We start from the raw sequence: 20,767 nt of genomic DNA, 5'->3' as shown, positions 1-20,767 counted from the left end.
AGCTTCTTTCAAAACCGCATGATTCAACGCGAGGGTTTGGGCATATCCAGATTCACCAGCCCCAGCTTGCGCCCTTTGGCGATGGCGGCATCTATCCTGTTCATCAGGCCGTCATCCTTGTCAGCGCGTATCGCAAAATGAATATCATCAACCAGCAGCGGATAAGGCAACACGCTGAAGCTGACGGGGGGCTTGTCTTCTGCCGCCAGTTGCCTGCCCACATAGCGGTTGATGCGGTCTTCGAGCGAACGCGCATCGCTGCCGGGGTCATGGATCACCATGGCATCCATACGCCGGTTGATTAGTTTATTGAAACGGGCCACCATGGAATTGGTGTCGGTCTCCACCCTGAACAATTTATCTTTTTGTTCATCAAAACGGTCGCCATAACTGGTGCCAGCGACGATGCCTATGGATTTGCCCTTCAGGTCGGCCAGTGTCTTGAAAGCAAACCGCGCATCTGCGCGTGTCACCAGCCACACATAATTGGCATAGATGGGCCGTGAAAAATGGTAGATGCGCTGCCTGGCAGCGGTCTTCGACAAGCCGAATATCATGCCCTCGCCACCTTCAGCCAGCATGAAGATGCGCTTCCACGGATAACGCTGCACATCAAAATGCACATCTGCTTCACGCGCGATATAGTCGAGCATGCGCTGGCGGTCAGCCGGTATCGGTGCATGTTCGCCTTTGGCATTGATAGGGTCAGGTATCAATACCACCACCTCGCGCGTTGCAGCCAACACCTCAGTCGGGCAGGGCAACAACAAGCTGCCAAGCAAGACCAGCGACAAGACTTTTACAGATAAAAGCTTGCCGCCGTGCTTTTTTGCGCGCTTTTTTGTTATGAATTGCATGTTTTCTATAACGAAATAGAGAAGATCAACATGATAACAGGATCGATTTGCGGGCAAATAAACAGGTAAAAGATTTTCTTCTGCACAGGCACTTGCATACCGCCATCTTCACAAGCCCCGGATAGATTCAGGCACGGGCACCCAATTAAAATTTTGCAATAAAAACAAGTCAAAGCCCTATAATCCTTTGTCCCCACCCTGACCACGTAAAACGATGGATCACCATAACTACCGTGCACGCCTGTTCCATATACTGCATAAACCTTCACGGTCAAACGCAGCGACCCGCTATATCAATTATTTTCTGGCAGCCGCCATCCTGATCAATTGCGCAGCGGTGGCGCTGGAAACCGTGCCCACGATTGAAGAACCCAACAAGCTGTTTTTTCATTTTCTCGAAGTTTTTTCGACCAGCCTGTTCATCGTCGAATATTTGCTGCGCGTGTGGGTGTGCGTTGAACAGGAAAGATTCGCAAACCCCATCACGGGCCGCATCCGCTATGCCTTGCAACCGCTGCCCTTGCTTGATCTGCTGGTCATCCTGACTTTTTGGGCACCGTGGGATTTTCGTTTTCTGAGAATTTTCCGCCTGACCAGATTATTGCGGGTGCTGAACCTGGAAGAACTCGACCACTCGTTCAAATCCATCAGCCATGCACTGGCAAGAAGAAAACACCTGCTCATCGTCTCCATCCTGATGATGGTGATCACCGCCTACTGCTTCGCCGCCCTGCTCTACGTGGTGGAACATCAGGCGCAACCTGACAAATTCAGCAGCATCCCCGAAACACTGTGGTGGGCCATCGTCACCCTGACCACCATAGGCTATGGCGACATCACACCCGTTACGCCAATGGGCAAGTTCCTCTCAGGTGGCATCGTCCTGATAGGCATAGGCATTTTCGCCCTGCCCACCGCCATCATGACCGCAGCGATACTGGAGGCCGGGGCAGACCGTCAGAAGAAGGATTGTCCGCATTGTGGGATGGAGTTGGGGCAGGATTAGGAGTGAGGCGAGTTTCCTTGCAAAAGAGGCACTTCGCACTTTCCGGCAACTTGAAATATACGCCAATGGCGTATATTATGCAGATCACATATCGACGTATTGAAAGGCTGCCGATGGTTTTCGTAGAAACTACGATCTTCACTAGTCAATTGAAAGGCTTATTGACTGATGAGGAATACAGGCAATTACAAAACGAACTGGTAGAAAACCCTGAATCTGGCAGCCTGATCAGTGGCGGCGGTGGAATTCGAAAGATACGTGTCAGTTATGGCAGTAAAGGTAAAAGCGGTGGGGCAAGGGCAATTTACTATTTCAAATCAGCAGATGATCAAATCTACATGCTGGTGATCTACCCCAAATCAATGAAAGACAACTTATCCGCCGCGGAAAAAGCCATACTCAGAGATTTGGCAAAATCATTGTAAGCAGTAAATGCAAGGAGTCAAAAATGGACAAAGAATTATTCGCAAACCTCGTTGCCAGTCTTACCGAAGCTGGCAAAATCGCCAAAGGCGAGGCCAAGCCTGCTCGTACTACGACATTAAATAAATCTGGCAAGACGAACAAAGTCCAGACAAAACCAGGAAACAAATCAGCCACTACGACACTAGCAACTCCAAATACAAAAATCGATGCCAGACAAGTACGCGAGAAGACGGGGTTGTCGCAAAGTGATTTTGCGATTGTCATGAACGTCAGTATCAAGACCCTGCAAAACTGGGAACAACACAGACGCGAACCGACTGGTGCGGCAGATTCGCTATTGAGAGTATTTGCCGCTGCACCAGAGCTGGTTTTGAAGGCATTGCATCATCCTTGATTGTTCTTTTTCATTTAGCCTTTGCAGACATGAAAAAGATTGGAAAATCGATTGCAGTTTATAAAGAATGACAAGTTCGATTTAATATTATGAACACGTTCTTTTTGTTGATGCATTTGCAGAGACGTATAGAATTACGTGGAGCCAATCACATCTATTTGGGTTAATTGGTTATAGTACAAATGAAAGGACTCATCTTGTTTCACTTTCAAAAACTTTCTAACTATGGCAGCGGTACACCAGCGGTCGCTCGAACTGTGCTGCAAGGTAAGCAAATACTGGATTTTTTTAATTCTACTGAAGAACAAAAATCTGAAACACTTAAAATTCTTTTCGATCTTCAACGTCATATATTGAAATGTGTTGAAACACGCGACAATGTAGCTTTAGAAATAGAATTAGGTCGCTCTGAGTATGATAGCTATTCAAATCAATCTGATAATTTCCCCCAGACCATCCGACTGCCGGGAGTAGGTGATTTACAATCTAAAGCTGAGAATTTCTTGCAAGCCGCAAAACTTGCCATAGCTGCGGCAGGAAATTTACCCTCGCCATTTTATGGAAAAAAATTCAATCATGTTTTTCAAAAATTCGCTAAATGGGCATTAGATCAATTTGGTCCAAATGATCAGTTCACAATTTCGATTCAAGGAACGCAATCATTTGTTGCCCACATCGTAAATATGCGGAACGCAGTTGACCACCCTGACACTGAACCTGGCGCACCACTTATTTACACAAATTTTCGTCTACACGAAGTTGAAAGTAAACCCGTTCTTGTCGATCCTAGTTGGTCGCTAACTGGGGGCACGATTACACCACTGCTATCCAGCTTTGATAACATCATTGAGTCATTAATATGTCTCGGAGAATGCGTTCTGACCAATCTCTTTTATAAATTCCGTAGAGACAATAACCTCGCGATTGCACATATTCCCTATGAAAAACGGGAGCCCGACAATCCTCAAGCTCTTTACGTGACATTCCAAAACTTGGACTTTAAGTCATAGGGTCAGCAAGCGTAGGTACGATTAGTGCAACGTAATCGTACGCATGCAATTAGCTAAATAACGACAATCACCCATACCTCACTAAAAATTTTTGCCGTATTCGTCTTTTAAAAGGCCATGCGTACGATTACGCTCTGCTAATCGTACCTACGGGAGTCTGTTTAATAATGACCAGCATAGCCACGAGCTAGCTGGTCACGAAAGTAGCGACATCTGAGCAGAACCACTTTGCACAATCAAAGTAAGCTACAAACTCACTTCCCCACCCTATCCCCCGCAAACCCGATCACTGACGCATTCGCCCAGTTCGCGCACACGGCTGCCTTGCCATTCGCTTTGACACCCGTCGTCTTTAGCGCAAGTTTGCTGATGCCGCGTATGTCCAGTTCTGGCTTGACTACCGCCGGTGCGGCGATCAGGCCGCTGTCGAACAATAATTTATCATCGCCCCACACCTGGAATTGCAGGCCGCCGTTGTTGCGGCAGGCGTCGTCGATGCCGACGTCGGCGCGGAAGGTTTGCCAGTCGCCTGCGAGCTGGTATTCGACTTCGCTATTGCCTGCCACACCCAGGCCCTTGCGGAAGCGCAGGCCGTTCATTTGCATGCCTGCATCCGCTTTGGCTGGCTGGACTTTGTATGCGCTGTCTTTGGCATAGCTGGCGGTGTTACCAGCCTTGTTGCCATGCTTATTACTGGCGACAGCATCCGACAAATACACCTGCGCCTTGGGCTTGTCGGGCACGGGGTGTTCGAGGATGCTGAACTCTGAAATGGTGATGGGGGTGACGACCACGGGGTTGAAGGCGTTGTATGCCTTGGCAGCGTTTGCAGCATTGGCGGTGCCTGTGCTGGTCAGCACCATTGGGTCTTGTGCTTCGCCGTCATCATTCTGGTCATGGGTGCTGAGTACGCGGAAGCGGAAGAGCCGGCCTGCCTTGGCAGCAAATTCCACTTTCTGTTTCTCTTGCTGTTGTTTCAGGCGGCCAGTGTAGACAGGCTTGCCCCATTCGCCATTGGTATCAGCAAGGTAGATTTCAAAGTCCTTGACCTGGCCATATTGCCAGTTTTTGTCATTGCGCGGGGCGATTTCAAAACCGCTGATCATGCGGCGCTCACCCAGTGCCAGGCTGAATTCATGCGCACCGGTTTTTTGCGACTGGTCACGCAGGGTACGGAACCAGGTGCCGGGCTTGCCATCGAAGGCGTTTTCCAGAGGATGCCCAGGTTCTTCTGCCGGGCGATTCAGGACGATGAGGCTGTCTGCGGCGATGGTGTTGCCCAGGTCGGGTGCAGCCGGGTAATCAGCGGTCGTTGCCAGTTGCTTGCTGGCGGTAATCGCCAGACGGAAGCTGTAGGCTTTATCGACTGGCAGTTTCACTGTCTTCACATGCACGGTGCCGTATTTTTCTGTGGCGTCGTAAAACCAGCCTGTGCTGCTTTTCTGGAATTCTTCGCGGGTCTTGAAAACGGGCAAGGTCTGCTCGCCAAAAGTGATGGTATCTGGCTCTACGCGGCTGTGCACTTGCAGTTGCAGGACGCGCTGTGCTTCCATGCCTGCATAGCTGCCATTGACTGCACCAACATCGACGCGGATATCGCCTGCCTTGTTTTCAGGCGCATCGACTGTGAAGACTTGCAGACTGGATTTACCGGTCTGGTACTGGCGGCTTTCGCCATCGTCTTCATACAGGGTGAAGCTGGATTTGCCATGCGGGTAAATATCGAGGGTCAGCACGTCCTTGGGTACCTGGCCATCATACAGGGCGACCGGGTACATGGGCAGGATGGCGCCGGCGCGTACCATGACAGGCAGCTTTTCCAGCGTGACTTGCTGGTCGATGACTTTGCCTTTGGCATTGGCTTGCACGACGCGGCCATCCCAGTAATCTATCCACTGGCCTTGTGGCAAATAGATGCCTTTGCGCCAGCCCTTGCTGGCCGCCTGGCTGCGGTAGACTGGGGCGACGAGGAAGTCTTTGCCCAGCATGAACTGGTATTTGTAGTTTTCGTTATTGGCGTTGGGGTCTTGTGGATAGTCCCACATCAGGCCGCGTACTATCGGTGCGCCGGTCAGCTCGGTTTCATGCGCATAGGTGTACATATACGGCATCAGGCGCATCTTGAGTTTGAGGTAGTCGCGGTTGATGCTGCGGTAGGGTTCGTCAAACCACCAGGGGTGCTTGCGCTCGGATTTTGACCAGCCTGACATGCCCATCAGCACGGGCGTGAAAGTCTTCCATTGCAGATCACGTGTGAAGGTTTCCGGGCTGCCGCCAAAGATGCCATCGACGTCGCCAGTTGCATAAGCCTGCCCAGACAAGCCTGAGCCTATCAGGGTGGGGATATGCCAGCGTATGTAGTCCCAGCTGCCGGACTGGTCACCCGTCCAGGTAACGGCATAGCGCTGTGTGCCGGCCCAGCCCATGACGGTCCAGACAAAGGGGCGTGCGTCGGAATTATCGAGTATGCCCTTGGCTGCGGCCATGTTGGCATCGAGTGAAAACTGATAGCCCTTGCCTGTCCAGGCCACGTCCAGCTTTTGCGCACGTGTGCCTGCGGTGCCGACTTCCCATGCGATTTTATCGACACCGTTTTCTGTCCACAGGCCAGTGCGGAAGCCATGTTTCTTCAGCCCGGCAACCACATCGGGCAAATTGGTGTAGCCGCAGCCATAGCCATCATTGGGCAATATCCAGCCGCCTGGCATATCGTGTTCGCGGTATTTGGCGGCGACGGAATTAACCACGTCTGGTGTTTTGCCAGTCGGGCCATCTGTCCAGTTGCCGGGCACGGTGCCGGGCTTTTTGATATTGTCGCCATCATTATAGCAATCGGCATCACCATATTCATAGGCCCAGCGTGGCAAGAGTCTGGCGCGACCTGTGAGTTCGGTATAAGACGCCAGCACGTCCTTGATGGAATTGCCGACGAAGTAGTAGGCATCGAAACGTTTTTCCTGGTGGCTGGTGCTCAGGTATTCATTCGAGCGGAAATCATAGCTGCCATTGCTCCAGGTATTGCGCAAGACGCCATAGCCTTTGCTGCTCATGTAGAAAGGCGCGGGGCTGGGTCTGTCGCCTTCTTCCCAGCCGCCTGAATAAGACACTTCCATCTGCTTGCCCTTGAAGGCATAGGCACCGTTTTGCTGACCACCACCAAAGAAGACTTCATCTGCGCTGCTGGACAAGGTCTGGAAGCTGGTTTTGTCGCCCAGTTCCAGCGGCTGGGTTTCTTGCCAGACCAGGGTTTTATTGTCAGGCTTGTACAGGGCCAGACGCAGTGGTGCGCGGTAAATGCGCAAGGCCATGGCGGAGGTTTGCACCAGCTGGTAATCAGCTTTTGAATCAGCTTGCGCAGTCAATTGGTAAGGTACTTTGTCATAATCCTGCTTCAGCACGATGGGGGCCGCCTTGTCGCCAGCATCGGTCAATTGCCCTTTCGTGCCTGCCCAGACGCGGAACAGGTCAGGCTTGAGCAGGCTGATGCGTACGATGCTGCCTTCTGCTGTCACCAGTTCTATCTGATTGGCATCGGCTGCTATTTTTTGCATATTGCCCAGCGGCGCTGCCAGGCTGGTGCTGTTAAACGCATGGAAGATCAGGCTGGCAATGACAGTCTTGCGTATGATGGCGTGCAAAGTTTGCATGTTGGTATTTCATCCTATCTTTGAATTTGGGGTGTTAAACCCTAGGGCAGAGCTGCCGACAATAAAGTACATGCAGCAATGTAACTGCACCCTGTCTTTTGCAACAGCGAGATTTATTTTTTGCCTTCATCAAGAAAATTTGAACGACGCTGAAAGACTATCAAAAAGTATGACGCAGGCGTGATAAATAATGCTGTACCACGCGGCGACAGGCATCATTGGCCCGGTGCCTTATCAACGTGATCTTGCGACCATGACCAGACAGACGCAGGGCTTGTTCCAGCATGAATTTGCCTTCCCCTATCAGCACCAGCTCGCGCACGCCCGGCAAGACTTGCTTAACGGGGTGATGGTGCTGGTCGTGCAGGACTTCAGCGATCGCCAGAATCATCAACTGGCAAGGGATGTCGCCATGGTGGTAATGCAGGCTCAGTTGCCGGGGTGTGATCTGGATGCTGCTTTGCCTGTCGAGTCCATCGCTGATGATGTCAATCTTGCGGGCAGACATATGTTGAAAACCAGTGAATATTTCTGCCGTTCTGGCAGGGCTGAGTATCAAAATATCGGGGATATCGGCAGGCGGTCGCATTAAGACTGTGCAGCGAGGTAAATGATATAAAACAAGCATTGTATCAATGCCCGGCGACTGGCGTGATGCAGCGCTTTAATTCAACGTGTTTTTGCCTCGGCCACCAGCCATTGATGGAAGGCCTGGAAGGCAGGGTTATCTTTCATGTCTGCTGCATAGATGAGGTAATAATCCAGTCGCAGCGGGGTTTCTACATTCAATGGCCGCACCAGGCGGCCAGCGGCAATATCATATTCCACCAGCAAAGCCTGGCCCAGGGCGATGCCCTGCCCGTCTATGGCGGCCTGCAAGGCCATCAGCGCCAGGGTGAACAATGGCCCCTGACGCGACTCTTGATTGGGCAAACCCAGGGTGGCAAACCAGGATTGCCAGCTAGGGTAATCCGGGTCATTCATGGCGCTGACTTCATGCAGCAGGGTTTGCCTGGCCAGGTCCGTGGGTGTCTGCAATTGCTCGGCGATGGCCGGGCTACAGACGGGGAAGACTTCAGTCGCAATAAAAGGCTCGATGCGAAAGTCAGCAAACTGGGTACGGCGAAAATCAATCGAAATATCGCAATCGCGATAAGTACGGTCCACTTCAGAAACGATTTCCACTCGTATATGCGGATGGCGGTTCAAAAAACGGTAAAGACGCGGTACCAGCCATTTAGAGCCAAAAGAAGGCGGCACGCCCACGCGCAGCAGGGCATTGTTATCATTAAGCAAAGCATCGGTCGCCTGCTGGAAAATCTTGAAACCTTCGCGTATGCGCGGCAGGTACAACTCCCCTGCTTCTGTCAGTTTCAGGACATTATTGCTTCTTTGGAACAAGTCTATGCCAAGATGATCTTCCAGTAACTTGATCTGGTGGCTGACCGCCGCATTGGTCACATGCAACTCTTCCGCCGCCCGCGTAAAACTCAGCCGCCGGGCGGCAACTTCAAAAACACGCAGCGAATTCAAGGGCGGAAGACGTTTAGACATGGGCATCCATCAAAAAACGATACGGTAGCAGATGTTCATTAAATTTAACTTAATGAAAGATTGAAATTTTCTGAGGCGATGGGATTTTGGTTTTCTGGCAGTATGCGTGGGAGGGTTGGAAGAATAAGAACAAAACCTCTCACCACAGAGACACGGAGGCACAGAGAAATGCAAGAGACCCCCTTAAAAGACCTCAAGCTTCATTGCTTCGTAGGTTGGGCCGGGCCCCGTTGGGCTACGCCTCACCAGCCCAACACTCGGCGGTTAATTAACGTATACGTCTTTTGAAGGCCCAGCTCCGTAGGTTGGGCTACGGTTTACCAGCCCAACACTCGGCCTCAATCAACGTATACGTCGTTTCAAAGCCCAGTGTTGGGCTGATGAAGCGTAGCCCAACCTACAATTCGCAAACAAATCAAGCATTACCCCAACATTGAATTAATCTAAACGCAGTCTCAAAAATTAATCGCTGGCAAGACAGGGCATGCATGGTTAAGCTTCTGTCACTTTCCAGCACTTCATACAGATTCTTATTGCAATGACCCACATACTGACGATAGATACCGGCACCACCAATACCAGGGTGACCCTTTGGCGCGATGGCGTCGTGATTGCGCATCAGGCGCATGAAGTGGGTGTGCGTGATACGGCAATGACAGGCAACCGCGAAAAACTGCAAAAAGGCGTGCGCGCCACTTTGCTCAAAACCCTGGAACAGGCCGGACTGACTGAAGACGATATCAGCCTGGTGCTGGGTTCAGGCATGATCAGCTCCAACGTCGGCCTGTTTGAACTGCCCCATGTGCTGGCCCCGGCAGGTTTGCAGCAACTGGCACGTGGCATGGTGTCGGTGACGATTCCTGAGGTATTTTCCAAGCCCTTGTGGTTTGTGCCGGGCGTGCGCAATGTGGTGGACAACATAGGCCTGCACAATTGCGAAGCCATGGACATGATGCGCGGTGAAGAAGTGGAAGTCATCGGCGTCATCGACCAGCTGGGCATCACCGGCCCGGCCATGATGGTGATGCCAGGTTCGCACTCCAAGTTTGTCTGCATTGATGACAAGAACCGCATCACCGGCTGCGTGACCACACTGGCGGGTGAACTGATGTATGTCATCACCCACAACACTATCCTGGCGCAATCGCTGGAATCTTCTTTTGCCAGCACCATCAGCCCGGAGATGTTACTGGCTGGTGCCAAATCCGCACAAACCATAGGCCTGGGACGCACCTGCTTCAATGTGCGCATCCTCGACCAGTTCACGATCTATGAGCGCAATGACAGGGCCAATTTCCTGCTGGGTGCCATCCTCGGTGCTGACTTGCTGACGCTCAAAAACAGCACCGCCATCAAGATGCTGCCAGGCACACCCGTCATCATCTGCGGCAAGCCCATCATGAAAGAAGCCCTGGCCCTGCTGATACAAAATGATGATTATTTCTCAGGCAAGGTGACCGTCGTCAGCGACGAAGTCCAGGCGCATCTGGCCGGGCTGGGTGCCATCAAAGTTGCCACAGCCCGCGGATTAATAAAATAAAAAAATAAAAATAAAAATAAGCGCCCGCCTGAAAAAATCTGGAGACATGCATGACCCGCATTAACATAAGAATTTTTGCCAGCGTGGCCACAGCCCTGCTGGGTATGAGCACCGCAAACGCAGAAACTGTACGCATCGCCGTGGCCCATTACAGTGACCAGACCCTGCCCTATTTTGAAAAAATGGCAAAGGAGTTCAGCAAGGCCAACCCCGGCATCAGCATCAAGGTAGAAGAAGTCAACTGGGACAGCCTGCAACAAAAACTGCAAACCGATATAGTCGGTGGCACCAACCCTGACCTTTCCATTGTCGCCACACGCTGGCTACTTGATCTGGTCAGGGACGATGTCGTCGAACCGCTGGATGCGCGCATGACGCCTGCCTTCAAGGACAAGTTCATCGGTGCCTTCATCAACTCTGGCAAGGTGGCCAGCAAGACCTATGGTTTGCCCATTTCAGCCTCTGCCCGTGGCCTCTACTATAACAAGGCCATGCTGGAAAAAGCGGGCTACCCCAACGGCCCCAAAACCTGGGATGAAGTCGTCGCAGCGTCCAAGAAAATCAAAGCCACGGGTGCCTATGGTTTTGGCATACAGGGCAAGGAAATTGAAACCGAGATTTACTGGTTTTACTCGCTATGGACCAACGGTGGTGAAGTTGTCGATGCCAATGGCAAGGCTGTCTTTGACAGTGCCGCAGGCATCAAGGCGGCGAATATCTACAAGAGCCTGATCGACCAGGGCCTGACACAGCCAGGCGTCACCAGCAACAGCCGTGAAGATGTGCAAAACCTGTTCAAGCAGGGCCGCCTGGGTATGGTGATTACTGCGCCTTTTCTCGCCAAGCAAATACAAAAAGAGAAACCCGGCCTGCAATATGGCGTGACAGCCATCCCCCAGGGTAGCAATGCAGCGACCTTTGCCACGACTGATTCATTGATACTGTTCAAAAACTCCAAGGTCAAGACTGCGGCCTGGCAATTCTCTGAATTTTTATTCAGCAAGGCGGCGCGGGTCGCTTTCACCAGCGGTGAAGGTTTCTTGCCGACGACGAAAGAAGAAGCGGCAGACCCGGCTTTCAACGACGCAGTAACGCAAAGCTTTATCAGCTACCTGCCAACGGCAAAGTTTGCTCCTGTCATTGCAGGCTGGGAAGATCTTTCAAAAATCGTCGCCAATGCCATGCAAGCCGTGTATCTGGGCAAGAGCAAGCCGGAAGATGCCTTGAAAGCCGCAGCACTGCAAGCCAACAAGATGCTGAAGAAGTAAACATGAGCAAGCGCCCCCTGGCACCGTGGCTGCTGATCTTGCCCAGCTTTGCGCTGGCGCTGTTCATCGTCAGCTATCCGTTTTTTAATATCGTATGGCAGTCCGTGCACGAGGTGTCGCGCTTTGGCCAGGTGCGTGATTTTTCTGGCCTGGCCAACTTTGCCACTATCTTTGCCGACCCGGTGTTCATGGCAACGCTGTGGCGCACGCTGGCGTGGACAGCCTGTGTCGTCGTTGGCACGGTGCTGGTGGCGGTGCCCGCTTCGCTGATACTGGTGCAGGATTTTTATGGCCGTGGCCTGGCACGCACGATTACCATGCTGCCCTGGTCCATCTCGCTGACCATGACCGCCATCATCTGGCGCTGGGCTTTCAATGATGAATTTGGTCTCATCAACCTGGGCTTGCAGCAAATGGGCATCATCAATGAACCACTGCACTGGCTGGCTGATCCGGCGTTGGCTTTTCCGGTCGAGATCATGATAGGTATCCTGGTGTCTGTGCCTTTCACGGTTACGATTTTTCTCGGTGGTTTGTCGTCAGTGCCGACTGATATCTATGAAGCAGCGCGTATGGAAGGGGCGAATGCCTGGCAACAGTTTCGCAGGCTGACATTGCCCTTGCTGCGGCCTTTCATCAATATCGCCATCGTCATGAATGTGATTTATGTATTCAACTCCTTCCCCATCATCTGGGTCATGACCCAGGGCGGGCCGGACAATGGCACGCATATCCTCGTCACTTATCTGTATGAACTGGCTTTCCGCCTCGGCAGGCCGGGCGAAGCGGCGGCGGTATCGCTGGTGATGTTATTGATGTTGCTGGCATTTACCGGCATCTATATGCGCATGCAAGGGGGCGAGCATGCAGAACAATAAGGGCAAGTTTAAGCGCAGCCTGCTTTGCTGGCTGGCCCTGTCACCCCTGGTCATCGTGATATTGCTGCCATTTGCCGTCATGCTGCTGACTGCCATCAAACCGGCAGATGAAGTCTTGTCTTACCCGCCGCGCTGGCTGCCGACGCAGATCGCCTGGGAAAATTTTGTCGTGATGTGGGAAGAAACCCAGTTTGGTACGGCGCTCAAAAACAGTATCATCATCAGCACATTATCGACCGTGCTGGCGGTGGGCATCAGCATACCTGCGGCGTATGCGATGGCACGTTTCCGCTTTGCCGGGCAGGCAGGTTATAGACGCTTCCTGCTGGTCACGCAAATGCTGTCGCCTATCCTGCTGGTGCTGGGCCTGTTCCGCCTGGCTGCGGCGATACCTTATGGAGACGGCAATCTCGTCGATACCCACATAGGCGTCGTCGCTACTTATACCGCGCTGAATACGGCCTTTGCCGTGTGGATGCTGCAATCTTATTTTGCCACCATCCCGCGTGACATGGAAGAAGCCGCCTGGCTGGAAGGTTGCAGCAAACCGCGCGCCGTGCTCAAAGTGTTTTTGCCACTGGCCATGCCTGCGATGGTAGTCACCGGCATCTTCACCTTCATCAACGCCTGGAATGAATTTGCAGTGATCTACACATTGATACGCTCGGCAGAAAACAAGACTGTGACCGTGCAGATCGTCGACCTGGTGGCAGGCAGATACACCGTCAACTGGCACCACGTCATGGCAGCCGCCTTGCTGGCGACACTGCCGGTGGCGGTACTGTTTTCATGGTTGCAGAAATATTTGGTAAAAGGATTATCGCTTGGGGCGGTTAAGTGAATGTTTCAGACCTAAAAGCTCACAACAGAAACACTGTGGTGAGAGGTCTTTACTCAATCAACATTGAAAGAAATTATGACTAAAGAAATTACACGTTACGGTAATATCCCTGCAGGCGCTGGTGGACAGAAGTTGCCGTTTTCGCCTGCGGTGCGGGCTGGGGATTTTGTGTTTTGTTCTGGGCAGGTCGCCATGAAGGACAATGGCGAAATCGAAGATGGTGGCATAGAAGCGCAAACGCGGCGTACCATGGAGAATGTCAAAAAGGTGCTGGCACTAGCTGATTGCACACTGGCCGATGTCGTCAAGGTGACAGTGTGGCTGGATGACACACGCGACTTCTGGACTTTCAACCGCATTTATCTCGACTACTTTGGCGAGCATCCGCCGGCACGTTCTTGCGTGCGCTCTGAGATGATGGTTGACTGCAAGATAGAGATAGAAGTCACGGCCTACAAACCTCTTTAAATTTGTTTGATATCACCATGCACATGCAAATCGATACTGCTTACCGATCAATTTATGTTTATGCCTGGGATGTTGTGGATATGGGCGTGACAGCCTTTGTCGATGCGGCGCTGGCCATGGGCATCACCGATGTCAGCCTGGCTTGCAGCTACCATGCGGGTAAATTCTTGCGGCCACATGCACGCAAGGGGCCGAAGGTGATTTTCCCTGAAGATGGCGTGCTGTATTTTGAACCGCAGCAGGCGCTTTATGGCGAAATTAAACCGCAAGCACATAGCGATGCTGCTACCCGTAATGTGCTGGCAGGTTTATTGGCCGATGGCCGTCTGCGTGTCCATGCCTGGACAGTCTTGCTGCATAACAGCCGCCTGGGTGCCGCTTACCCACATCTGACGACGCAAAATGTGTTTGGTGACCGCTATGTGTATAGCCTGTGCCCGATGCAGCCAGCGGTGCTGGAATATGCGCGCGCTGTTTGTCTTGACCTGGCGCAGCAATATGAACTCAGCAGCCTGATACTCGAAAGCCCGGGCTGGCAACCCTATGCGCATGGCTATCATCATGAATTTGCCCAGATGCCTTCGAATGCCTGGCTGGATGTCATGCTGGGTATGTGCTTTTGCGATGCCTGTCAACGTGCCGCGACTGAACAGGATATACAGATCAAGGCTGTGCAACAGCGCATTGCCGGCAATATCAATGATTACCTCGCCAACCCCGTACCCGTCACTACGCATCAGGCACAAGACTGGATACAGGCTGACTTGCTCAGGGATGAAGAGCTGCGTGCCTTCATCGCCTTGCGCCAGCGTCGCGTCACCCAACTGGTAAGCCAGATCGCCGCAGAATTGCCCAAGGCAACACAACTGGCTGTCATCCCCACGGTACAAAGACCAACGGCTGATTGCTGGCAGGAAGGCAGCGACCTGGCTGCACTGGCCAATGCGGCAGATTACCTGGAAGTGCCGTTTTATGAACCCAGCGCTACCCGCGTCATCAATGATGCGCGCCATACCCTGCATGCCACAGGCAATCGTCCAGAAAAGATACGCGCGATCTTGCGGCCAGGTTACCCTGATCTCAACACTGGTGCAGAACTGGATGCCGCCATCACCGGCTTGCGTGAACTGGGCATCAGCGATTTTGCGTTCTACAACTATGGCTTGCTGCCGCAAAAACAACTGGCTCATCTGGCGACGACACTCAACAGCCAGTTTGGAAAGGACACAGCATGAAACGTCATGTACTCATCACCGGTGCGTGTGGCGGCATAGGCAGCGTGCTGTGCCAGCGCTTTATCGCCAATGGCGACCAGGTATATGCCCAGGATCTGCCGGGTGCCGCACTTGACGCGCAGGTGGCAAAACTGGGACAACAAAGCTGTGTCGCCGTCGCTGCTGACCTGACTGACGCGGCCGCCTTGCAAACCGCACTGGCAGCAGCCCTGCAAGGCAATAGCATCGATGTACTGGTCGCCAACGCTGGTGCCGCACAAAGCCTGAACCTGGCCAGCACCACAGAAAACAGCTGGAAGCAGGACATGGACCTGAACCTGAACGGTACTTTCTACAGTGTGGAAGCCGTGCGCAGCGGCATGCAGGTAAAACACAAGGGCAATATCGTCCTCATCGGTTCAGTCAATGGCATGACTTCGCTAGGCCACCCCGCCTACAGCGTCGCCAAGGCTGGCCTGATCAGCTATACCAAGGCACTGGCAATGGAGCTGGGCAAGCATGGCATACGCGCCAACATCGTCTGCCCCGGCACGGTAAAAACCCAGGCCTGGCAAGCCCGTGCCGAGAAAAACCCGCAGGTGTTTGAAGATTTGAAGAAATGGTATCCGCTGCAAGACTTTGCCACACCGGATGATATTGCCGATGCTGTGCTGTTCCTCGCCTCTGATGCAGCACGCATGATCACCGGCGTCGCCCTGCCAGTAGACGGCGGCCTGATGGCAGGCAACCGCGTGATGGCCATGGAATTGACGCAAGAGGAAATTTAAATTGTTGTTGAAGACCTTTCAACACAGAGACACAGAGTTTGCACAGAGGGCACAGAGAAAAACAAAAAAACAAGAAATGCAAAACCCCAAGAAAACCTTAAATCGATTTTGCAGTTCTCTGTGACCTCTGTGCCCCCTCTGTGTCTCTATGTTGAGAGGTCTTTCCCCAAAATTACCAGGAAACAAGCATGGCAGCCGTACAGTTAAAAAACATCGTCAAACACTATGAGCAAACCCCGGTTGTGCATGGCATAGATCTGGACATTGCCGATGGTGAATTCGTGGTGCTGGTCGGGCCTTCGGGTTGTGGCAAGAGTACGCTCATGCGCATGGTGGCGGGGCTGGAAGAGATTACTGGCGGTGATTTCTATATAGCCGGTCAGCGGGCCAATGATTTGCCCGCGCAGCAACGCAATATAGCCATGGTGTTCCAGAGTTATGCGCTCTACCCGCATCTGACCGTGTATGAAAATATCGCCTTTGGCCCCAAGCTGCGCAGGGAGCCAGAGGCCAGTTACAGGCCACGCATAGAAGCAGCAGCGAAGATGCTCAATCTCGTGCCCTACCTTGAACGCCTGCCCAAGGCCCTGTCTGGCGGACAGCGCCAGCGTGTCGCCATGGGGCGTGCGGTGGTGCGCGAGCCTGCCCTGTTTCTGTTTGATGAGCCGCTCTCGAATCTTGATGCCAAGCTGCGCGTGCAGATGCGTGCCGAGATCAAGTCCCTGCACCAGCGCCTGAAGAATACCGTCATGTATGTCACCCATGACCAGATCGAAGCCATGACCATGGGTGACCGCATCGTCGTCATGAATGCCGGGCGCATAGAGCAGGTCGGCAAGCCGCTGGATTTGTATGACAGGCCAGCCAACCTGTTTGTCGCCAGTTTCATCGGTTCACCCGGCATGAATTTGATCGCAGGCATCCTTAGCATGGAAGAAGGCCAGCCTTGCCTGCGCACGGCCAGCAATCTGCGCATACCTGTACCTTCGCCTGTGCCTGCATCTGGCGCGCAGCAAGGTCAGGCTGTCACGCTGGGTATACGGCCTGAGCATGTACAGGCAAAGCCATCCGGCATCATTCCCCTGGCGATGAGCATAGCCAGTATAGAACCAACCGGTGCCGAGACGTATCTGTATGGCAAACTCGACGGACATCCCTGTTGCCTGGCCACGCGTGAGCGCATGCAGATAGCAACTGGCGAGCGTTTGCCTTTACACTTCCCGATTGAACTTTGTCACCTGTTTGATAGCCAAAGCGGCTTACGTTTGAATTAAGAGAATTTCCCATGCTAAACCTGACATCACTGACTGAACAAGCCCTGTTACCCGGCACCAAGGGTTTGGCACTGACTGCCCCGCTGCTGCAAAAAGACCTGGGCGCGCAAGGCTGGAACGTATTGAATGCCGATACCAGCTTCCCTGTGGCTGTGCTGAAAGACAGTGCCCTGCAACATAACCTGCAATGGATGAAGGCTTTTTGCGCCAGCCGCAATATCGTGCTGGCGCCGCATGGCAAGACCACCATGAGCCCCCAACTGTTTGACATGCAGTTGCGCAACGGCGCCTGGGGCATGACGCTGGCCAATGTCAACCAGATGCGTGTGGCGCAGCGTTTTGGCGTCAAACGCGTCATCATCGCCAACCAGCTCATCAGCAAGAGCGATATTCATTCTGCCCTGGCCTTGTTGGCTGACGATGCGGAATTCACTTTTTATGCGCTCTGCGATTCCATCGCAGGCGTGAACATGCTGGCAGACGCCGTGCGTGAAGCAGGCTTGCAAAGGCCACTGCCCCTGATGGTGGAGCTGGGCTTTGCCGGTGGCCGTACCGGTTGCCGCAGCAGGCAGGAAGCGCTGGAACTGGCACGCCATATCCACCGCAGCCCTTACCTGCAACTGGCAGGCATAGAAGGCTATGAAGGCTTATTGGTCAGCAAGCAACGCGAGCAAGACCTGCTGCAAGTGAAAAACTTTTTGCAGGATATGCTGGCCCTGTGCCAGCAGGCAGACCGTGAACAATTATTTGACCTGCCAGAGATAGTGATCTCTGCTGGCGGTAGTGCTTATTTTGACCTTGTCGGTGCTGAATTTGCCGCCGGGCTGAAATTTTCGCGCCCCTTGCTCCCCATCTTGCGCAGCGGTTGCTATGTCACGCATGATCACGGCTTTTATCATGGGCTGGTGGAAGAAATGCATGGCCGTGTTGCAGACTTGCCAGCCGGTGGTTTGCGACCCGCACTGGAAGTCTGGAGCATGGTGCAGTCGCGTCCTGAAAACGACCTGGCCATCCTGACCATGGGCAAGCGCGATGCATCATACGACATCGATATGCCTTTGCCTTTTGCCACACACAAGCCCGGCCACACCAGCGCACCGTTTCCCCTCCCTGCCGGCTGCAAGATAGAAAAAATGAATGACCAGCATGCCTACCTGCGCCTGCCCAAAGACAGTGGCCTGTGCCAGACCCTGGCGGTGGGTGACCTGATTGCCTGCGGTATTTCCCACCCTTGCACGACCTTTGACAAATGGCCGCTGATGCTGGTGGTCGATGATGCTTATCGCGTGCAGTCTGCCATCAATACGATATTCTGATCATGCCAGACACTACATATGATGTGGTGATATGCAATGCCCAGGTCTATGACGGCAGCGGCTGTGCGCCCTACCCTGCCGACATAGGCATACGCGGGCAAAAGATCGCTGCCATCGCCGCCCCTGCCAGCCTGAAAGGGCAGCACATCATAGACGCCAAGGGCATGGCCGTGGCACCTGGCTTTATTGATGTGCATACCCATGATGACAGGGTAGCCTTGCAACAGCCAGCCATGCAGCCCAAACTCACGCAAGGCGTGACGACGGTCATCACCGGCAATTGCGGCATCAGCCTTGCCCCCTTGAAAGCCAGTGCTGCCGTGCCTGCCCCCTTGTCGCTGATAGGCACGCAAAAAGACTACCAGTTTGCCAGCGTGGCCGACTATGCCGCAGCCGTCGCGGTTGCCGAACCCGCCGTCAATGTCGGCATGCTGATAGGCCACTCCACCCTGCGCGTAAATGCCATGGCTGACTGGACAGGCCCAGCCAGCACTACCGAAATCAGCAGCATGCAAAACCTGCTGGCAGAAGGCATGCAGGCTGGGGCACTGGGTTTCAGCTCCGGCCTGTTTTACCAGACCAGCAAGGCCGCAGACAATGCCGAAGTGATCGCCCTGGCCACAATCGCCGCCCAGGCTGGCGGCGTCTACACTTCGCATATACGTGATGAATACAATGGCGTCATGGATGCCCTGGCAGAAGCCTGCGATGCCGGGCAAGCGGCAAAATTGCCGGTCATACTCTCGCATCACAAATGCGCAGGCCCGGCCAACTGGGGGCGCACGACCGAGACACTGGCCTATATCAGCAAACGTCGTCGCAACCAGGCCGTGGGGCTGGATGCCTACCCCTACGCCGCTGGCTCCACCGTGCTTGACCCTGATTATGTTGATGGTGTCATCCGGATCATGGTGACGTTTTCTGAGCCTTACCCGGCCATGTCGGGGCGTGACCTGGCCGATATCGCCGCTGAATGGCAAGTCGATCAAAAAGAAGCCGCGCGCCGCCTGCACCCTGCCGGTGCCGTGTATTTCCAGATGCGGGAAGATGATGTGCAGCGCGTGCTCAGCTATCCGCATACCATGATAGGTTCTGATGGCCTGCCCCATGATGCCCATCCACATCCGCGCCTGTGGGGTGCTTTCCCCCGGGTGCTTGGCCATTATGTGCGCGAAGAAAAACTGTTTAGCCTGGCAGAAGCGATACGCCGCATGACAACTTTGTCTGCCGATCACTTCGGTCTCAAACAACGTGGCCGCATCGCTTGCGGCTGCTGGGCCGACCTGGTGATTTTTGATCCAGCCACGATCAGTGATGCTGCCACTTTTGCGCAGCCCAAACAAGCCGCCAAAGGTATGCTGTGGGTACTGGTGAATGGCGTCATCGCCATGGCAGCCGGCAAGCTGACTGGCAAACGCGCTGGCAAGGTTTTGCGCAGGCAGGATGAACGCTATGCACAGAATGACTAAGGCACCCTACGGCGACGCACCCTACGACACCAGTCTTACCTTGAGAATGATGGATTTTCCTGCCCTCACACGCGCGTAACGCATGGCAGCTGGTTTTGGTTGACAGCCAGCCCTGCGTTTAGAACTGCAACACTAAGCAGCGATCACTGTTGTTTTTTGCGTCAACGCAGATGTCACCGGGGGCGTTTTTGGCTTACGTAGGCTGACTACGATAAACAAAAGCAAGCAAACAAACCCAAACAGGAATAGGAAAATATCATGAACAAAATCATCACCGCTTTCATCGCCGCCACTGTTGTTATGGGTAGCAGCGCCTTTGCACAGACACCAGCTAGCGCACCGGTAAAAACAGCACCTGCTGCATCAGCCGCCGCTGCCAGCGTCGCCAAATCGGCCCCCGCTGCAAAAGTGACAGCAGCCTCTGCATCCGCTTCTGCTTCGACACCAGCAGCGTCAGCAACACCGGCAACAACAGCGCCAGCAGCAGAAACAAAAGCTGCCACACCGGTAGAAAAAACTGAAAAACACGTCAAGCATGAAAAACATGCGAAAGCGAAAAAAGACATGAAAGCGGAAGATACCAAGGCTGCATCTACGCCAGCGGCATCCAAATAATCTGCTAGGAAAGGCAGCCCATAACCGGGCTGCTGCTTAAAGAAACCGACGCACATTCATATTGAATGCTGCGTCGTTTTTTTTGGGGAGGGGAATTTTTTTTATATAGATGCAGTTTATCAATTTCAAATATTTGAATACAAGTCAATGCATGTCATCAGATGGAGCAAAGAATTTTTATTGTGTTCGAACTAGCTTTAAT

At 53.2% G+C, this 20,767-nt stretch carries 19 protein-coding genes; 15 read left to right on the top strand and 4 right to left on the bottom strand.

Going from position 1 to position 20,767, the window contains the following annotated elements:
• Window positions 1-23: 23 nt before the first annotated feature.
• Window positions 24-857, bottom strand: coding sequence for a substrate-binding periplasmic protein (locus tag ACO0LH_RS11075; protein WP_422941128.1), 834 nt, complete (start codon window positions 855-857; stop codon window positions 24-26).
• Window positions 858-1,071: 214 nt separating this feature from the next.
• Between ACO0LH_RS11075 and ACO0LH_RS11070 the strand changes: the two genes are divergently transcribed.
• From ACO0LH_RS11070 to ACO0LH_RS11055, 4 genes are all read left to right on the top strand, one after another.
• Window positions 1,072-1,863, top strand: coding sequence for an ion transporter (locus ACO0LH_RS11070; protein ID WP_422941127.1), 792 nt, complete (start codon window positions 1,072-1,074; stop codon window positions 1,861-1,863).
• A 113-nt stretch (window positions 1,864-1,976) separates the two neighbouring features.
• A complete protein-coding gene (locus ACO0LH_RS11065; protein ID WP_422941176.1) occupies window positions 1,977-2,288 on the top strand; it encodes a type II toxin-antitoxin system RelE/ParE family toxin in 312 nt (103 codons plus the stop codon).
• A gap of 23 nt (window positions 2,289-2,311) precedes the next feature.
• A complete protein-coding gene (locus ACO0LH_RS11060) occupies window positions 2,312-2,683 on the top strand; it encodes a helix-turn-helix domain-containing protein (RefSeq protein ID WP_422941126.1) in 372 nt (123 codons plus the stop codon).
• Between the two features lie 197 nt (window positions 2,684-2,880).
• On the top strand, window positions 2,881-3,693 hold the full coding sequence (locus tag ACO0LH_RS11055; RefSeq protein WP_422941125.1) for a hypothetical protein: 813 nt from the start codon (window positions 2,881-2,883) through the stop codon (window positions 3,691-3,693).
• 254 nt (window positions 3,694-3,947) lie between these two features.
• Here the strand turns inward: ACO0LH_RS11055 and ACO0LH_RS11050 are convergent, their stop codons facing one another.
• The 3 genes from ACO0LH_RS11050 to gcvA all read right to left on the bottom strand — a co-directional run bounded on the left by ACO0LH_RS11050 (window position 3,948) and on the right by gcvA (window position 8,894).
• A complete protein-coding gene (locus ACO0LH_RS11050; RefSeq protein ID WP_422941124.1) occupies window positions 3,948-7,340 on the bottom strand; it encodes a TIM-barrel domain-containing protein in 3,393 nt (1,130 codons plus the stop codon).
• A gap of 160 nt (window positions 7,341-7,500) precedes the next feature.
• Window positions 7,501-7,929: a hypothetical protein gene (locus ACO0LH_RS11045; RefSeq protein WP_422941123.1), complete on the bottom strand. Its 429-nt coding sequence runs from the start codon at window positions 7,927-7,929 to the stop codon at window positions 7,501-7,503.
• Between the two features lie 80 nt (window positions 7,930-8,009).
• Window positions 8,010-8,894 carry a transcriptional regulator GcvA gene (gcvA, locus tag ACO0LH_RS11040; RefSeq protein ID WP_422941122.1) on the bottom strand — a complete coding sequence of 295 codons (885 nt, stop codon included), beginning with the start codon at window positions 8,892-8,894 and terminating at the stop codon, window positions 8,010-8,012.
• Between the two features lie 538 nt (window positions 8,895-9,432).
• Here gcvA and ACO0LH_RS11035 point away from each other — a divergent pair.
• The 11 genes from ACO0LH_RS11035 to ACO0LH_RS10985 all read left to right on the top strand — a co-directional run bounded on the left by ACO0LH_RS11035 (window position 9,433) and on the right by ACO0LH_RS10985 (window position 20,565).
• On the top strand, window positions 9,433-10,434 hold the full coding sequence (locus ACO0LH_RS11035; RefSeq protein ID WP_422941121.1) for a 2-dehydro-3-deoxygalactonokinase: 1,002 nt from the start codon (window positions 9,433-9,435) through the stop codon (window positions 10,432-10,434).
• A 50-nt stretch (window positions 10,435-10,484) separates the two neighbouring features.
• A complete protein-coding gene (locus ACO0LH_RS11030) occupies window positions 10,485-11,702 on the top strand; it encodes an ABC transporter substrate-binding protein (RefSeq protein WP_422941120.1) in 1,218 nt (405 codons plus the stop codon).
• 2 nt (window positions 11,703-11,704) lie between these two features.
• Window positions 11,705-12,580, top strand: a complete 876-nt coding sequence (locus tag ACO0LH_RS11025; RefSeq protein ID WP_422941119.1) for a carbohydrate ABC transporter permease — start codon at window positions 11,705-11,707, stop codon at window positions 12,578-12,580.
• On the top strand, window positions 12,567-13,421 hold the full coding sequence (locus ACO0LH_RS11020; RefSeq protein ID WP_422941118.1) for a carbohydrate ABC transporter permease: 855 nt from the start codon (window positions 12,567-12,569) through the stop codon (window positions 13,419-13,421). The genes ACO0LH_RS11025 and ACO0LH_RS11020 overlap by 14 nt, the downstream gene beginning before the upstream one ends.
• 75 nt (window positions 13,422-13,496) lie before the next feature.
• Entirely contained in the window at window positions 13,497-13,889 is a 393-nt protein-coding gene (locus tag ACO0LH_RS11015; protein WP_422941117.1) for a RidA family protein, read from the top strand.
• 17 nt (window positions 13,890-13,906) lie between these two features.
• A complete protein-coding gene (locus ACO0LH_RS11010; RefSeq protein ID WP_422941116.1) occupies window positions 13,907-15,124 on the top strand; it encodes a hypothetical protein in 1,218 nt (405 codons plus the stop codon).
• Complete coding sequence (locus ACO0LH_RS11005) at window positions 15,121-15,891, top strand: SDR family oxidoreductase (RefSeq protein WP_422941115.1); 771 nt, start codon at window positions 15,121-15,123, stop codon at window positions 15,889-15,891. The genes ACO0LH_RS11010 and ACO0LH_RS11005 overlap by 4 nt, the downstream gene beginning before the upstream one ends.
• 188 nt (window positions 15,892-16,079) lie before the next feature.
• Window positions 16,080-17,165, top strand: coding sequence for an ABC transporter ATP-binding protein (locus ACO0LH_RS11000; RefSeq protein ID WP_422941114.1), 1,086 nt, complete (start codon window positions 16,080-16,082; stop codon window positions 17,163-17,165).
• A gap of 11 nt (window positions 17,166-17,176) precedes the next feature.
• Entirely contained in the window at window positions 17,177-18,481 is a 1,305-nt protein-coding gene (locus ACO0LH_RS10995; protein WP_422941113.1) for an amino acid deaminase, read from the top strand.
• Window positions 18,482-18,483: 2 nt separating this feature from the next.
• Window positions 18,484-19,950 (top strand): N-acyl-D-amino-acid deacylase family protein, encoded by a 1,467-nt coding sequence (locus ACO0LH_RS10990; RefSeq protein WP_422941112.1) that lies wholly within the window; start codon window positions 18,484-18,486, stop codon window positions 19,948-19,950.
• A gap of 258 nt (window positions 19,951-20,208) precedes the next feature.
• On the top strand, window positions 20,209-20,565 hold the full coding sequence (locus tag ACO0LH_RS10985) for a hypothetical protein (protein WP_422941111.1): 357 nt from the start codon (window positions 20,209-20,211) through the stop codon (window positions 20,563-20,565).
• Window positions 20,566-20,767: the final 202 nt, after the last annotated feature.

This window comes from Undibacterium sp. TJN19, from assembly GCF_049339485.1.
Taxonomy (GTDB): Bacteria; Pseudomonadota; Gammaproteobacteria; order Burkholderiales; family Burkholderiaceae_D; genus Undibacterium.
Note: the sequence above shows the minus strand (reverse complement) of the source record. Positions and strands in the feature narration are given on the sequence as shown.

Bases quoted from the DNA above. Each gene is read 5' to 3' on its own strand.
- ACO0LH_RS10985 (WP_422941111.1), top strand. From the start codon at position 20,209: ATGAACAAAATCATCACCGCTTTCATCGCCGCCACTGTTGTTATGGGT.
- ACO0LH_RS11075 (WP_422941128.1), bottom strand. From the start codon at position 857: ATGCAATTCATAACAAAAAAGCGCGCAAAAAAGCACGGCGGCAAGCTT.
- ACO0LH_RS11005 (WP_422941115.1), top strand. From the start codon at position 15,121: ATGAAACGTCATGTACTCATCACCGGTGCGTGTGGCGGCATAGGCAGC.
- ACO0LH_RS11065 (WP_422941176.1), top strand. From the start codon at position 1,977: ATGGTTTTCGTAGAAACTACGATCTTCACTAGTCAATTGAAAGGCTTA.
- ACO0LH_RS11030 (WP_422941120.1), top strand. From the start codon at position 10,485: ATGACCCGCATTAACATAAGAATTTTTGCCAGCGTGGCCACAGCCCTG.
- ACO0LH_RS11010 (WP_422941116.1), top strand. From the start codon at position 13,907: ATGCACATGCAAATCGATACTGCTTACCGATCAATTTATGTTTATGCC.
- ACO0LH_RS11015 (WP_422941117.1), top strand. From the start codon at position 13,497: ATGACTAAAGAAATTACACGTTACGGTAATATCCCTGCAGGCGCTGGT.
- ACO0LH_RS10995 (WP_422941113.1), top strand. From the start codon at position 17,177: ATGCTAAACCTGACATCACTGACTGAACAAGCCCTGTTACCCGGCACC.
- ACO0LH_RS11070 (WP_422941127.1), top strand. From the start codon at position 1,072: ATGGATCACCATAACTACCGTGCACGCCTGTTCCATATACTGCATAAA.
- ACO0LH_RS11000 (WP_422941114.1), top strand. From the start codon at position 16,080: ATGGCAGCCGTACAGTTAAAAAACATCGTCAAACACTATGAGCAAACC.
- ACO0LH_RS11020 (WP_422941118.1), top strand. From the start codon at position 12,567: ATGCAGAACAATAAGGGCAAGTTTAAGCGCAGCCTGCTTTGCTGGCTG.
- ACO0LH_RS11045 (WP_422941123.1), bottom strand. From the start codon at position 7,929: ATGCGACCGCCTGCCGATATCCCCGATATTTTGATACTCAGCCCTGCC.
- ACO0LH_RS11025 (WP_422941119.1), top strand. From the start codon at position 11,705: ATGAGCAAGCGCCCCCTGGCACCGTGGCTGCTGATCTTGCCCAGCTTT.
- ACO0LH_RS11050 (WP_422941124.1), bottom strand. From the start codon at position 7,340: ATGCAAACTTTGCACGCCATCATACGCAAGACTGTCATTGCCAGCCTG.
- ACO0LH_RS10990 (WP_422941112.1), top strand. From the start codon at position 18,484: ATGCCAGACACTACATATGATGTGGTGATATGCAATGCCCAGGTCTAT.
- gcvA (WP_422941122.1), bottom strand. From the start codon at position 8,894: ATGTCTAAACGTCTTCCGCCCTTGAATTCGCTGCGTGTTTTTGAAGTT.
- ACO0LH_RS11060 (WP_422941126.1), top strand. From the start codon at position 2,312: ATGGACAAAGAATTATTCGCAAACCTCGTTGCCAGTCTTACCGAAGCT.
- ACO0LH_RS11035 (WP_422941121.1), top strand. From the start codon at position 9,433: ATGACCCACATACTGACGATAGATACCGGCACCACCAATACCAGGGTG.